Raw genomic sequence first — 14,731 nt, forward strand, 5'->3', positions numbered from 1 at the left:
AATTTGCCCGCGCCCGGCGCCGGCAGGTTCCCTCGGAAAGGCCCTTTTCGGGAAGGCAAGGCGTGATCCGTTACGCGAAACCCACCACGGTCGACGAGGCGCTCGCTCTTCTTGGCGAGGACCGCTGGCGCATTCTTGCGGGCGGTACGGATTTCTATCCGGCGCAGGGCGCTAAACCTTTGCGCGACAATGTCCTCGACATCAATAGCCTGGCCGCGCTGCGCGGCATCGTCGAGACGGATGATCATTGGCGGATCGGCGCCCGCACCACCTGGACCGACATCGTGCGCCACCCGCTGCCGGCGGCGTTCGATGCGCTGAAGGCGGCCGCGCGCGAGGTCGGCTCCGTTCAGATCCAGAATGTCGCGTCCGTAGCGGGCAATCTCTGCAATGCCTCGCCCGCCGCCGATGGCGTGCCGGCGCTGCTGGTGCTCGAGGCGGAAGTCGAATTGCGCTCGGCGAAGGCGACCCGCTACCTGCCGCTCGGCGAATTCATCCTTGGCAATCGCCGCACGGCGCTGCGGCCCGGCGAGATGGTCACCGCCATCCGTGTCCCGAAGCCTTCCGCCGCCGGCGCGTCGGCCTTCGTCAAGCTCGGCGCGCGGCGCTATCTCGTCATCTCGATCGCCATGGTGGCGGCTCGCCTCGTGATCGCGGATGGCGCGGTCGCCGACGCGGCGATCGCCGTCGGCGCCTGCTCGGCCGTTGCCCGCCGTCTTGCCGGCGTCGAGGCGGTCCTTCGCGGCCAGCCTGCGACCTCTACGCTTGCCGATGCGGTGCTGTCCGCGCCGATCGATGAACTGTCGCCGATCGCCGATGTGCGCGGCAGCGCCGAATACCGGCATGACGCTGCGCGCGAGATCGTTGCGCGTGCCGTGCGCGCCGCCATCGGCCTCGGCGAAAGCAAGGTGGCGGCATGAGCATGGCCCAGTCCGGCATTGCCCAGCCTGCTATGCAGCGCGCCGACATCACCTTCGAAGTCAACGGCGCAGCCGTCAGCGTCTCGGTGCCGCCGGTGCGACGGCTGTCGCAGGTTTTGCGCGACGAATTGCGATTGACCGGCACCAAGGTCGGCTGCGACGCCGGCGATTGCGGCGCCTGCACCGTGCTGGTCGACGGCGATCCCGTCTGCGCCTGCCTCGTGCCGGCGGCCTCCGTCTCCGGAGCATCCGTCACCACGGTCGAGGGCCTCGCCAATGGCAGGCTGTCCGCCTTGCAGGCCTCGTTCCTGGAGCACGGCGCCGCGCAGTGCGGTATCTGCACGCCGGGCCTGCTGATGGCGGCCACCGCGCTTTTGGAGCGCAATCCGACGCCGAGCGAGGCCGAGACACAGGATGCGCTGGGCGGCGTGCTCTGCCGCTGCACGGGGTACCGAAAGATCATTGCCGCGATCATGGATGCGGGGCGGTTTGCGGACGGGGGGAAGGATGAAGCTCCAGCGCTGACGCCCCCCTCTCCCCGTCCTTCACGGGGAGAGGGTAGGGGTGAGGGGCAGCACCAGCCTTGCCAGTTAGGCCACGACTTTGATCATCGCATGCCGGCCTGTGGTCACGCCGTCGGCGCTTCGCCGATCCGCCTCGACGGCGTGCCGAAGGTCACTGGTGGCGAACAGTTTGGCGGCGACTCTTTTCCGGCCGATGCGTTGTCGGTGCTGGTGATCCGCTCGCCGCATTATCACGCCCGCTTCAGTTTCGGCGATCTGGAGGCGTGGACAAAAGCGCATCCCGGCATCGTCGGCGTCTTCACCGCCGCCGATATTCCGGGCAAGAACTGCTTCGGTGTCATCGGGCCCTTTGCCGACCAGCCGGCGCTTGCCGAAGGCGTCGCGCGGCTGCGCGGCGAGGCGGTGGCTTTGGTGGCGGGCGAGCGCGAAGCGATCCTCGATCTCGACCTGACGGATTTCCCCATCGCCTGGACGGAGCTGCCGCATCTGCTGCATCCTCGCGAGGCGAGGGCTGACGGCGCCGCGCTGATCCACAAGTACCGCCCGGCGAACCTGCTCACCTCCGGATATGTCGAACGCGGCGATCCAGACGGCGCGCTCGCCGGCGCCGCCGTGACCGCGTCCGCCAGCATTGAAACGTCCTTCGTCGAGCACGCTTATATCGAGCCCGAAGCCGGCTATGCTTACATGGACGGCGACACGCTCGTTGTCGTCGCCTGTACCCAGGCGCCCTATATGGACCGCGACGATACGGCCAAGGTGCTCGGCCTTCCCACCGATAAGGTGCGCATCGTGCCCACGGCCACCGGCGGCGGCTTTGGCTCCAAGCTTGACGTTTCGCTGCAGCCCCTCATCGGTCTGGTAGCGATGAAGACGGGACGGCCGGCCGCACTCGCCTATACGCGTAACGAATCGATGATGTCGACCACCAAGCGCCATCCCGCAGAGATGAAGGCGACGATCGGTGCCGATGCCGAGGGCCGTATCACCGGCATGATCTTTGCCGGCGACTTCAACACCGGCGCCTATGCAAGCTGGGGTCCGACCGTCGCCAATCGCGTGCCGGTGCATGCCTCCGGCCCCTACGCCACGCCGAACTATCGCGCCGAGGGTCGCGCGATCCACACCAACGGCCCGATCGCCGGCGCCTTCCGCGGCTTCGGCGTGCCGCAGGCGACGATCATGCAGGAGACGCTGTATGACGAGCTCGCCGGCAAGCTGGGCATGGACCGGCTCGATTTCCGGCTGAAGAACTGTCTGCGCGATGGTTGCGAGACGGTCACTGGCCAGCGACTGGAGTCGGGCGTCGGCATTGGCGAATGCCTGGAAGCGCTCCAACCGCACTGGTCGCGCGCGCTTGCCGAGGCGGAAGCTTTCAATGCGGTCAACACGGCAAGCAAACGCGGCGTCGGCGTCGCCTCCTGCTGGTATGGCTGTGGCAACACCTCGCTGCCCAATCCATCGACCATCAAGGTCGGTATCTCGGGCTCCGGTGAGGTCATCCTGCACCAGGGCGCCGTCGACATCGGCCAGGGCTCCAACACGGTCATCACCCAGATCTGCGCCGACGCGCTCGGCCTGCCGCTGGAGAAATTCCGGCTGAAGAGCGCCGACACCGCCATCACGCCCGACGCCGGCAAAACATCCGCCTCGCGCCAGACTTTTGTGACCGGCAAGGCCGCCGAAAAGGCAGGCCGCGCGCTGCGCGAAAAGATCCTGCGCTTTGCCAATGTGTCCGATCAGGCGACGATCGCGCTCGATGGCGCGAATATCTCCATCCACGAGGGCGACGCGGCGCGGCGGATCGATCTGTCGGCGCTTAAGGCCGATGCCGACGGTCTCGTCTTCGTAGCGGAAGAAACCTATGATCCGCCGACCCTGCCGCTCGACGCCAAGGGCCAGGGCAAGCCTTACGCCGTCTATGGCTATGGCGCGCAGATCGCCGAGCTCGAGGTTGATCTCAGGCTGGGCACCGTGAGGCTGATCAAGGTCACCGCCGCGCACGACGTCGGCAGGGCGATCAACCCGCTGCTGGTCGAAGGTCAGATCGAGGGCGGCATCGCGCAAGGCATCGGCATGGCGCTGATGGAGGAATACATCCCCGGTCGCACCGAAAACCTGCACGACTATCTGATCCCGACCATCGGCGACGTGCCGCCGGTCGAGCATATTCTGGTCGAGGTTCCGGACCCGGAAGGTCCCTTCGGCGCCAAGGGCCTGGGCGAGCATGTGCTGATCCCGACCGCGCCGGCGATCCTCAATGCCATCCGCCATGCCACCGGTGTCCTAGTCACCAAGGTGCCGGCAACGCCGAGCCGCATCCTGGCGGCGATCCGTGAAAAGGAGGCGCGCCGATGAGCGAGCTTGCCGAACGCTTCGAAACCCACGATCCCGGCGAGAAGCAAGTGGCGGAGAAGATCCGTTGCGATGCCTGCCCGGTCATGTGCTACATCGCCGACGGTCGCACCGGCGCCTGCGACCGCTACGGCAATGTCGGCGGCCGCATCGTGCGCATGGACCCGCTGACCATCCTCGATCACGCGGCCGAGACCGGCGGCGCCGTCGTGCCGTTCGTCGCCGAGGGCGAGGAGTGGGACGGCGAGTTGGTCAACACCGGGCGCCGCTTCGTCACCGCGATCGGCGCCGGCACTACCTATCCCGACTACAAGCCGGCGCCCTTCATCGTCAGCCAGGAGGTCGAGGGCGTCGATCTCGTCACCGTCGTCACCGAAGGCATCTTCTCCTACTGCGGCGTCAAGGTGAAGATCGACACCGACCGCCATATCGGCGATGAGACGGCGACCGTGCGCTCCGAAGGCGAGGCGATCGGCCATGTGACGACGGGCGAGTACGGCTCGCAGATGCTGTCGCTCGGTGGCGTCCATCACCTGACCGGCGGCTCGAAGGCAGAGGGGCGCGCCACTTGCGATGCGCTGCTCAACCTATGCAACCGCAAGCCGGTCGAGCTCACCATCGACGGCGGCGCCACCGTCATCGTCGAGGCCGGCAAGGCGCCGGTCATCGACGGCAAGGTCGAGCATCGCATGCGTGTCGGCTGCGGCTCGGCCACCATTGGCATGTTCGCCACGCAATGGCGTGGGCTGGTCGACGAGGTGGTGGTGGTCGACGACCACATCACCGGCGTCGTCTCCGAGCATCAGGCCGGCAAGGTCCTCGGCTGGGAAGACACGGGGATAAAAATCATCGGTCGCCGCTCAACTCCCGGCCGCTATTTCAAGGTGTCGGAGCCGGGCCTTGGCTGGGGCGGCACCACGATCTCCGATCCGCTGTCGATCCTCGGCGACTGGAATGCCAAGAAAGGTGCCCGTCCCGGCCTGTCGCTCATGATGGTTTCGACGACCGGTGAGCAATTCGCTTATTACGAGCTCGACGACGATCTGAAGCCGGTTGAAAAGCCGTTCCCGCAGCGGCTGCAAAAATCCGTCGGCCTGATCGAGGACAATTGCGAGCCGGCGCTGTGCACCGTGCTCTTCGTTGGCGGCGCTGGTGGCTCGCTGCGCGCCGGGGTCACCGAAAACCCGGTCAATCTCACGCGCTCGGTACAGGGCCTGAGGACCTACGTGACGGTGGGCGGCGCGCCGGTCTATGTCTGGCCGGGCGGCGGCATCACGCTGATGGTCGACGTCACCCGCGTGCCGGAAGGCGCCTTCGGTTATGTGCCGACGCCGGCGCTGGTCGCGCCGATCGAGTTCACCATGCGCCGCGACGACTATGTCCGGCTCGGCGGCTACGAGAGCGATATCCGCAGCGTCGAGGACATCCTCGCCAAGGGCGGCGAATATCTCAATTCGCGCCGTGGCGCCGGCGCGCCTGCCGGCAATCCCTGGCCGCCGCTGGCGCAATTGCGCCGCGGCCGGGCCAACGGAGCCGAGGGATGAACGGCCCGCAGGCGCATTGGCTCGCCGACGGCAAGCGGCTGCATCTCAACCACGGGCCGATAGACCTGATCGTCGAAGCCTTCGGCGAGGCGGGTGAACGCCGCGCCGCCTATGCCCAGGCTGTCGAACGCTTCCAGACGATTTTGAACGAGCTGGTGGAAGAACTTCCCGAACTGCGCCGCCCGGCATCCCTGCGGCCGCGCGCTTTCGCGGGGGCGACGGCGCGGCGCATGGAGGCGGCTGTTTCGCCGTTGGCGGAAAGCTTCATCACACCGATAGCCGCCGTTGCCGGCTCGGTAGCCGACGAAGTTCTCGGCTCGTTGCTTGCCGGACGCCGGCTCGAACGCGCCTATGTCAACAATGGCGGCGACAGCGCCATCCATCTTGGTAGGGGCCAGTCGATGATGCTGGCGATCGCCGGCACCGGGCACGGCATGGCCGACCGCATCACCATCCGTGCCGAAGATGGCGTGCGCGGCATAGCCACCAGCGGCTGGCGCGGCCGGTCCTTTTCGCTGGGCATCGCCGATGCCGTCACCGTGCTCGCGCGGAGCGGTGCCGAGGCGGACGCTGCGGCGACGCTGATTGCCAACGCCGTCGACCTGCCTTTCCATCCGGCGATCCATCGTGTGTCCGCGCGCGATCTCGCGCCCGACAGCGATCTCGGCGGTCGGCCGGTGACGCAAGGCGTTGGTGCGCTGGCACCCGGCGAGGTGGCGCGGGCGCTGGACAACGGCTTTGCCGTCGCCGAAGATTTTCGCCGGTGCGGCCTGATTGCCGCTTCGGCGCTGTTCCTGGCGGGCCAAACCCGCGTCAGTGGTTCCGTGGCGCTTGCCGCGCCCAACATGCATAAAGCGAAGGAAACTGCCCATGCCTGACTTTCCGATCCGCAAGGTCGCGGTTCTGACGGAAGAGATTTTTCATGACGGCGGCCCCGTGGCCAAGGAGCCGCGCCGCCGCGCTGCCGCTCTCGCAGTGGTCAAAAACCCGTTCGCCGGCCGCTATGTCGAGGACCTGCAGGGAGCGATGGAAGACTTGAAGCCGCTCGGGCTTCTGCTGTCCGACAAGCTGATCGCGGCACTTGGCGGCGACGTGAAGCAGATCGACGGCTACGGCAAGGGCGCCATCGTCGGCACGGCGGGTGAGCTGGAGCACGGCGCGCTGTGGCATGTGCCGGGCGGCTATGCCATGCGCGAGCGCCTTGGCGACGCTAAGGCCATCGTGCCCTCGGCAAAAAAGGTCGGCGCCTTTGGCGCGCGGCTCGACGTGCCGCTCGGCCACATCAATGCCGCCTATGTGCGCAGCCATTTCGATGCCATGGAGGTCGGCGTCAGCGACGGGCCGCGCCCCGACGAGATCCTGTTCTGCCTCGCCATGACTTGCGGTCCGCGCGTCCATAACCGCATGGGCGGCCTCGCGGCCGAGGACATCAAGGCATGGGACGGCCTGAGATGAGCGGTGAGGACAATCTGCTGCGGCTGGTCGAAGGCGAAGAGCCGGACGAAAACAACTACCATCTGCAGGACCAGGTCGGCTTCATCCTGCGCAAGGCGCATCAGCGCCATGTCGCGATTTTTGCTTCGCACATCGCCGACCTGACGCCGCCGCAATTTGCGGCCCTCGCCAAGCTCTACGATATAGGCGAGACCTCGCAGAACCAGCTCGGAACGCTGATCGCCATGGACGCCGCCACCGTGAAGGGCGTCATCGACAGGCTGAAGGCGCGCGGCCTTGTCGAGCTTTCCAAGCACGAGGTCGACAAGCGGCGGCTCTTGGTCAATCTGACGCCGGAAGGCCGCGAGGCGATCGAGCGGCTGATCCCGCTCGCCCGCACGATCACCGAGGAGACCCTTGCGCCGCTCACGGCCAAGGAAGCCGCGACTTTCCTGCGGCTGCTGGCGAAACTTGCTTAGAGAAACTGCCTGTCTGGTGCATCCGTCGTTGAACCGGAAGTGCCGGTTTTGATGTCGGCGATGCCGGCGGTGCGTCGCCAGATCACGGCGACGACCAGCATCGAGATGTAGCCGTCGACGGCATAGTGCCAGCCCGTATAGAAGGAACCGAACAGGATGAAGATCGCAAACGCCCAGCCTGCCACGCCGAGCCAACGGTTCAGCCGTGCCAGATAGAAGGCGTTCAGCGTGGCGATCGCCACGTGCATGCTGGGCATGGCCGATATGCCGGAGCCAAGCGCGGGCATATTGGCCTTGTAGCTGGCAAGAAGGTAATGGGAATATCGCAGCGCAAGCTGGTTGTGCTGCCTCACTACTTTCAGAAGCTCCGCATAGCGGTCGCCGCCCAAGAATTCATCGTAAAAGATAGGCCCGACGGAGGAGAACAGCGTTGCCAGAAGCGTTCCGACCACCATTGTGACGAGCGCAAGGGCGGCGAGATAGCGCAGGTGCATCAGCTGGTTGGAGCACAGCGCCGCAAAGAACACCATGCCGAACCATTCGAGAAACCAGATCTTGGAATAGGTCGTCCCTATGACCAGCGCCAAAGTGTCGGAATCGAATGCATGCGCGATTTGCCACGGCGCCTGACCGTGCAGGAGTTCGTCGAGGTCGGCTAAGGCTTCGTCGCTATAGAAAGGCACGATCTCCGGGATGTTCACCTTGCAGGTCGTGTATGCGGCAAGCAACAGGATGAAGACCGTCACGACGAGCGCGGCTCGCATCCCGTTCGCTCGAACCAGAGTCACGATGAATCCGATCGGCGCCTTTGGCGAGATGATTATTGCCGCCGGGATCATCACAGCGAAGAAACAGATCGGACCCCCGGCAACGAGTTCCGACAGATAAATTTGCGCAACGCCCGAGTACATCGACGGCCAGATCAGGGCTGCTCCAAGGATATAGAAGAGGCAGAGCGCGAGCAGTTTACGCGAAACATCGTCTAGTTTTGCGACGCCCGCCGGCTGGCCAGACCGCGATCGCGGCTGGCTCGGCAAACTCGCATCCTCAAGCACCCCGTCGGACAAGCCCATGAACGCCCCCCTGCGCCACCGGGGCTTCTATCTATAGTTGTGGGCTTAATATATTCTTATCCAGTTAGGTTGGTTTGAGCCAATAAGGCAAGATGACTTTTCTTCGAATCCTCATCCAGCTTTATCTTGTTGTTTGAGCATGACTTTTCTGAAAGCCGCCGCACAATCTTCAGCATCTTGTTTTAGAAATAGATGATTTAGATAAATCGAATATAACGACGCGATACTTGCGGGCTGGCAGACAGTTCGTCAGTCAACGCCGAACATCTCCCGCGCCTGTTCGGGCGTATAGTAGCCGAGCCGAACATCCTCGGCGATCAGCCTCGGGTCGCGTTGGCGCGGGTCGCCATAGCCGCCGCCGCCCGGCGTGCCGACGCGTACGCGGTCGCCGGCCCTGAGCGCGATGTCCTGCTCCTTGGAAAGATGTGGCGGCACATGCGCTTCGCCGCCGCGGAACACGATCACGCTGTTCGGCGCGCCGTCCCTGCCGCCGAGCGCGCCCTGCGGCCCGAAGCGGCCGTGGTCCATAACGAAGGAGGCGCGTGCCTCGCCGCGCAGGATCTCGACCTCATAGGCTAGCCCGAAACCGCCGCGATGCCTGCCGGCGCCGCCCGAGCCCTCGCGCAGCGCGTAGTGCCGGTAGAGAACTGGGAAAGCCTGCTCCATGATCTCGACCGGCGGCGACTTCGAAATGCCGATGGTCGAGCAGCCGTTGCTCAAGCCGTCATGGCCGGCATTGCCGCCATAGCCGCCACCCGAGATCTGATACATCACATAGTCGCGCCCGCGCGCCGGGTCGTTGCCGCCGAGCGCGAAATTGCCGCTGGAGCCGGCGGGTGCCGCCGTCACCTTTTCCGGCAGCGCCTGCACCATCGCCGCGAACACGGCTTCCGCTATGCGCTGCGAGACCTCCGCCGCGCAGCCCGATACGGGGCGCGGATATTTCGCGTCGAGGAAGGTGCCTTCCGGCCGCTTGACGTTCAGCGGCTCGAAGGCGCCGGCGCTGATCGGCACCTCGGGAAAAATATGGCGCATGGCGAGATAGACCGACGACAGGGTCGTCGCCAACACGCTGTTCATTGGCCCGGCGCAGGGCTTTGACGAGCCCGCGAAATCGAAGGTCAGCATGTCGCCCTTCTTCTCGATGGCCAGATTTATGGTCAGCGGCTCGTTCACCACGCCGTCGGAATCGACGAAGGCCTGCGAGCGATAAACGCCGTCCGGTATCACCGCGATCGAGGCGCGCATCTGGTCGGCGGCGCGGCGGCGCAATTCGGCGATCGCGTCGACGATGGTTTCGTCTCCGTAACGATCTAGTATTTCCTTCAGCCTGTCCTGGCCGATAAGCAACGCGGCAGCCTGCGCGCGGATATCGCCGATGCGCTGGTCGGCGACGCGGATGTTCGAGCAGATGATGGCGTAGATTTCCGGGTCGAGCACGCCCTTCTTGAACAGTTTCACCGGTGGCAGGCGCAGGCCTTCCTGCTCGACCGCAGTGGCCGACGCCGAGAAGCCGCCCGGCACAGAGCCGCCGATATCAGGCCAATGGCCGGTGTTGGAAAGCCAGCAGAAAATCTTGCCGTTTCGATAGACCGGCATGACGAAGCGCACATCCATCAGATGTGTGCCGCCGAGATAGGGATCGTTGACGATGTAGATGTCGCCGGGTTCCGGCGGCAGGCAACGGCCGTCGGCGATCATCTCGATCACCGTCTTGGTCGAATATTGCATGACGCCGACGAACACCGGCAGGCCCTGGCTGCCTTGCGCGATCAGCGAGCCGTCGACCGCCGAATAGATGCCATCCGAGCGATCGTTGGCCTCGGCGATGACCGGCGAGAAGGCCGCGCGGGAAAACGTCAGATCCATCTCGTCGCACACCTGCTGCAGGGCGGCCTGCAGCACCGAAAGCGTGATCGTGTCGAGCTTTACCCCTTGCGCCGGCATTGTCAGGCCTCGCCGATGTCGATGATGATGTTGCCGTCGGCGTCGGAACGCGCATGGTCGCCGGGTTCCAGCACCGTGGTTGCGTCCATCTGCTCCAGGATCGCCGGCCCTTCGATTGTTGCGTCGAGCGGCAGTTTTTCGCGGTCATAGACCGGAGTGTCATGCCAGCGCCCACTGTACCAGACCGGCCGGATTTCGCGCAGCGCCCCCTCGAGCGTTGCCGCGCGCCCCGCCGGGTCGATCAGCTTCGACAGATCGATCTGCGGCCGCACGCCGGTGACCGAGGTGTTGAGGTTGACGAGATTGGCGCGGATCTCGGGCAGCTCGACCTTGAAGCGCGCGAAATAGGCCTTTTCGAAGAGTTGCTGCAGCGTCGCGCGCGTCACCGATGAGGACGGCAGCGGCACGTTGATGATGTGCGTCTGGCCGACGAATTGCATGTCGGCGGAATGGGTGACGCGGATCGCGTCCGGCTTCACCGCTTCCTTGGCGATCAGCGCCTCACCTTCGTTCCGGTGCCGTTCCAATACCTCGCGAAGCTTCGCTTCGTCGAGGCTCGCCACCGGCTGGTTGATCGTGTTGACGAAATCGTGCCTGAGATCGGCGACGACGCAGCCGAGCGCATTGGTGATGCCGGGGCGCGCCGGCACCAGCACCTTGGGCAGGCCGAGCTCGCGCGCGAGCGCAGTTGCATGCAACGGTCCGGCGCCGCCGAAGGCGAACAGCGCGAAATCGCGCGGATCGTGGCCGCGCGACACGGACACCATGCGGATGGCGCCAGCCATCTTCATGTTGCCGAGCCTCAGGATCGCGCCCGCCGCTTCGACGCCGGAAAGACCGGTGCTCTTGCCGATCTTGTCTTCGAAGATCGCGGTAACGCGCTCGACGGTGACCGGATTGTCGACGGCGAGCAGCTTCTTCGGCGCCAGCCGGCCCAGCACCAGATTGGCGTCGGTGATGGTCGGTTCGGTGCCGCCGCGCCCGTAGCAGATCGGGCCTGGATTGGCGCCGGCGCTCTCCGGGCCGATCTGGATCAGGCCGGCCGCGTCGACGCGCGCGATCGAGCCGCCGCCGGCGCCGACGGTGTGCACCGCCACCATCGGCACATGGATCGGCATCGCATATTCGATCTCGATCTCGTTCGAGACGGCGGGCTCCGCATTGCGGATCAGCGCCACGTCGGTCGAGGTGCCGCCCATGTCGTAGGTGACGAGGTTGCCGAAGCCGGCGCGCTTGCCGGTATAGGCTGCCGCGATCACGCCCGACGCTGGGCCTGACATCACCGTCTTGGCCGATTCCTGCGTGACGAAGCGGGCCGAGATCATGCCGCCATTGCCGTTCATGATCAGGAAGTCGCGCGCATAGCCTTTCGCGCCCAGTTCCTTGCGCAACCGCTCGACATAGCGCTCCAGGATCGGCTGCACCGAGGCGTTGACCGCCGCCGTCACGCCGCGCTCGAACTCGCGCGCTTCCGAAAGCAGCGCATGGCCGGTGGTGATATGGCCGTTCGGCCAGAGTTCCGCCGCGATCTCCGCTGCGCGGCGTTCATGCGCCGGGTTGGCGTAGGAATGCAGGAAATGGATGACGAGCGACTCGCAGCCGGCGGCGAGCAGCCGCTTCACCGCATCGCGCATCTCCGCCTCGTCGAGCGGGAGGCGAACGGCGCCGGACGCCTCGACGCGCTCGGAGACCTCGAGCCGCAGATCGCGCGGAATGACCGGCACGAAGGTGCCCGTCATGCCATAGGCTTGCGGCCTCGTGCGACGCCCGAGTTCGATCACGTCGCGAAAGCCGCGCGTGGTGATCATGCCGGTCCTGGCCAGCCGGCGTTCCAGCACGGCGTTGGTGGTCGTCGTCGTGCCATGGACGATGAGGTCGATGCCGTCGACCGGAAAGCCGGTGGCGGCAAGTGCGGCGACCACGCCGAATGCCTGGTTCTCCACCGTGGTCGGCGTCTTGGCGATATGCACCTTTCCGCCTGCCTTGCCGTCGATCAGCAGCAGGTCGGTGAAGGTTCCACCGACATCGATGCCTGCGACAACATTTCCCGCCGACGCCGAAAATTTCTCATCCATTGTCGAAACCCGAAATGCTAAAACTACGGACATGTCCCAGTTTGGAAAGGTGTTTTATGCCTCGATCTTGACCTCAAGATCGTTTGTATACTAATAAGTTTCCAACACAAGGGCTTACTGCTGGCAGTGTGTGAGAAGCACGTCGGGACCCGACCGTCCGGGCGCGCACGGAAAAGTTTGGCGCCAGAACCTTGTGTCTGGGCCGGAAAGTTGGGGTTGATGAACACGACATCCGCGGTCAACATCGCCGGCGCCAGGCCGGTCCAGTTCCCGATCCCGGCCAATGTCTATGCCGAGACGGTGGTGTCGGTGAAGCATTATACCGATCGGTTGTTCTCCTTCCGCATCACCCGCCCCCAGTCGCTGCGCTTCCGCTCCGGCGAGTTCGTCATGATCGGCCTGCCCAATGCCGAGAAGCCGATCTTCCGTGCCTATTCCGTCGCCAGCCCCGCTTGGGACGACGAGCTTGAATTTTTCTCGATCAAGGTGCCGGACGGTCCATTGACCTCCGAGCTGCAGAAGATAAAGGTCGGCGACACCGTCATCATGCGCCAGAAGGCGACCGGCACGCTGGTGCTCGACGCCCTTACGCCCGCAAAACGCCTGTTCATGATCTCGACCGGCACCGGCATTGCGCCCTTCGCCAGCCTGCTGCGCGATCCCGAGACCTATGAAAAGTTCGACCACGTCTTCCTGACCCACACCTGTCGCGACAAAGCCGAGCTTGTCTACGGCCAGGAACTGGTGGCGGCTCTGGAAAACGATCCGCTGATCGGCGAGCTGACCGGCGGCCGTGTCACGCTCTACAATTCGACGACGCGCGAAGAGTCGGCGCGCATGGGCCGCATCACCGCGCTGATCGGCTCGGGCAAGTTCTATTCCGACCTCGGCATCGACAAGCTCAATCCAGAGACCGACCGCATCATGATCTGCGGCTCGATGCACATGCTGAAGGACGTCAAGGAGCTCGCCGAAAGCCTCGGCTTCCAGGAAGGCTCACTCAGCCATCCGGCAAGCTTCGTCGTCGAGCGCGCCTTCGTCGGCTGAGCGTATCGCCTTTCTGTTTTGACCGTACGGTCAAAAATCAGCTGCTTTCGCGGCCTTTTTCCGCTATGACCCACTGAAGGACTCGTGAAGGACAACTTCGCGGGCTATTCTTCGTGCGTGTCGCCCAAAGTGTTGAGCGGTTTTAGGAATACGACACGCACCAAGACAAACAGTGCACATCGCTGAATGAAAGGGCAGGAGATGAGCAGCACCATCCGCGAGGCCGGCGCAGGCGCGTCCAAGGTCATGCCGCTGCCGGCGCGTGCCGCCGCCAACACGCCGATGCCGCTGGAGCATGGCATTGCCCGCAATCCAGGCATGAAACTCGACCTCGGTTTCCTGGAATCGGTGCGCAGCGTCAATCGTTCGGCGCTGGAACGTCGTGTCGCCACGCTCACCAAACGGCGTTCGATCAAGGCCGACAACCAGGCCGCCTGGCTGCTGCGGGCGATTGCCTGCATGGATCTCACCACGCTGAACTCCAACGATACCGACGAGCGCGTGCGCAGGCTTTGCGCCAAGGCGATCAATCCGCTGCGCAAGGATATCGTCGAGGGGCTCGGCATCGCCGGCGAAACCATCCGTCCGGCTGCGGTTTGCGTCTATCATCCTTTCGTCGCCACCGCGGTCGAAGCGTTGCGCGGCACCGGCATCCATGTCGCCGCCGTTTCCACCGCCTTCCCGCACGGCCTGGCGCCGCTCTCGACCCGGCTGCAGGAGATCGAGGCCTCGGTGCGCGACGGCGCCGACGAGATCGATGTCGTAATCCCGCGCGGCCTGGTCTACGGCGCCAAGTGGCGCGAGCTGTTCAACGAGATCGTCGCCATGCGCGCCGCCTGCGGCGACGCGCACTTGAAAGTCATCCTCGGCACCGGCGATCTCGCCACGCTGCGCAATGTCATGCTGGCCTCAATGGTGGCGATGATGGCTGGCGCCGACTTCATAAAGACTTCGACCGGCAAGGAAAGTGTCAACGCCACGCTTCCGGTCGGCCTTGCCATGGTGCGTGCCATCCGCGCCTATTTCGAGGAGACGGGCTATCTCATCGGCTTCAAGCCGGCTGGCGGCATCTCCACTGCCAAGGCCTCGCTCGACTGGCTGGTGCTGATGAAGGAAGAGCTCGGGCGGCCGTGGCTGGAGCCGGAGCTGTTCCGCTTCGGCGCTTCCAGCCTGCTCACCGACATCGAACGCCAGCTCGAGCATCATCTGACCGGCCATTATTCGGCCAACCATCGCCACGCGATGGCGTGAGGCGAGTGAAGGCCTTGAACGCCGAGTTCCTTCGCGCCCCCCTCTGTCCTGCCGGACATCTCCCCCACAAGGGGGGAGATCA

At 65.0% G+C, this 14,731-nt stretch carries 11 protein-coding genes; 8 read left to right on the forward strand and 3 right to left on the reverse strand.

Annotated features, from left to right (window positions below; translation table 11 throughout):
- The first annotated feature begins 62 nt into the window (after positions 1-62).
- The 6 genes from P9236_RS13180 to P9236_RS13205 are packed head-to-tail and all read left to right on the forward strand — an operon-like array spanning position 63 to position 7,256.
- Positions 63-920, forward strand: coding sequence for a xanthine dehydrogenase family protein subunit M (locus tag P9236_RS13180; RefSeq protein ID WP_278075060.1), 858 nt, complete (start codon positions 63-65; stop codon positions 918-920).
- A complete protein-coding gene (locus tag P9236_RS13185) occupies positions 917-3,802 on the forward strand; it encodes a molybdopterin-dependent oxidoreductase (RefSeq protein ID WP_278075061.1) in 2,886 nt (961 codons plus the stop codon). Before P9236_RS13180 ends, P9236_RS13185 begins: the two co-directional genes overlap by 4 nt.
- Positions 3,799-5,343: a 6-hydroxynicotinate reductase gene (locus tag P9236_RS13190; RefSeq protein ID WP_278075062.1), complete on the forward strand. Its 1,545-nt coding sequence runs from the start codon at positions 3,799-3,801 to the stop codon at positions 5,341-5,343. Before P9236_RS13185 ends, P9236_RS13190 begins: the two co-directional genes overlap by 4 nt.
- Positions 5,340-6,221, forward strand: a complete 882-nt coding sequence (locus P9236_RS13195) for a UPF0280 family protein (RefSeq protein ID WP_278075063.1) — start codon at positions 5,340-5,342, stop codon at positions 6,219-6,221. The genes P9236_RS13190 and P9236_RS13195 overlap by 4 nt, the downstream gene beginning before the upstream one ends.
- Entirely contained in the window at positions 6,214-6,798 is a 585-nt protein-coding gene (locus tag P9236_RS13200) for an amino acid synthesis family protein (protein WP_278075064.1), read from the forward strand. Before P9236_RS13195 ends, P9236_RS13200 begins: the two co-directional genes overlap by 8 nt.
- Complete coding sequence (locus P9236_RS13205; protein ID WP_278075296.1) at positions 6,795-7,256, forward strand: MarR family transcriptional regulator; 462 nt, start codon at positions 6,795-6,797, stop codon at positions 7,254-7,256. The genes P9236_RS13200 and P9236_RS13205 overlap by 4 nt, the downstream gene beginning before the upstream one ends.
- Here the strand turns inward: P9236_RS13205 and P9236_RS13210 are convergent.
- The 3 genes from P9236_RS13210 to P9236_RS13220 all read right to left on the reverse strand — a co-directional run bounded on the left by P9236_RS13210 (position 7,253) and on the right by P9236_RS13220 (position 12,351).
- Positions 7,253-8,329, reverse strand: coding sequence for a phosphatase PAP2 family protein (locus P9236_RS13210; RefSeq protein WP_278075065.1), 1,077 nt, complete (start codon positions 8,327-8,329; stop codon positions 7,253-7,255). The two genes, P9236_RS13205 and P9236_RS13210, sit on opposite strands and share 4 nt — an antisense overlap.
- A 249-nt stretch (positions 8,330-8,578) precedes the next feature.
- Entirely contained in the window at positions 8,579-10,276 is a 1,698-nt protein-coding gene (locus P9236_RS13215) for a hydantoinase B/oxoprolinase family protein (RefSeq protein ID WP_278075066.1), read from the reverse strand.
- A 2-nt stretch (positions 10,277-10,278) separates the two neighbouring features.
- Positions 10,279-12,351 carry a hydantoinase/oxoprolinase family protein gene (locus P9236_RS13220; RefSeq protein ID WP_278075067.1) on the reverse strand — a complete coding sequence of 691 codons (2,073 nt, stop codon included), beginning with the start codon at positions 12,349-12,351 and terminating at the stop codon, positions 10,279-10,281.
- 219 nt (positions 12,352-12,570) lie between these two features.
- Here P9236_RS13220 and P9236_RS13225 point away from each other — a divergent pair, with 219 nt between their 5' ends.
- Both P9236_RS13225 and deoC read left to right on the forward strand, forming a co-directional pair.
- Positions 12,571-13,398, forward strand: coding sequence for a ferredoxin--NADP reductase (locus P9236_RS13225; RefSeq protein WP_278075068.1), 828 nt, complete (start codon positions 12,571-12,573; stop codon positions 13,396-13,398).
- Positions 13,399-13,599: 201 nt separating this feature from the next.
- Complete coding sequence (gene deoC / locus P9236_RS13230) at positions 13,600-14,649, forward strand: deoxyribose-phosphate aldolase (RefSeq protein WP_278075069.1); 1,050 nt, start codon at positions 13,600-13,602, stop codon at positions 14,647-14,649.
- Positions 14,650-14,731: the final 82 nt, after the last annotated feature.

Origin of the sequence: Mesorhizobium sp. WSM4884, assembly GCF_029625675.1 — a bacterium.
Classification (GTDB): Bacteria; Pseudomonadota; Alphaproteobacteria; order Rhizobiales; family Rhizobiaceae; genus Mesorhizobium.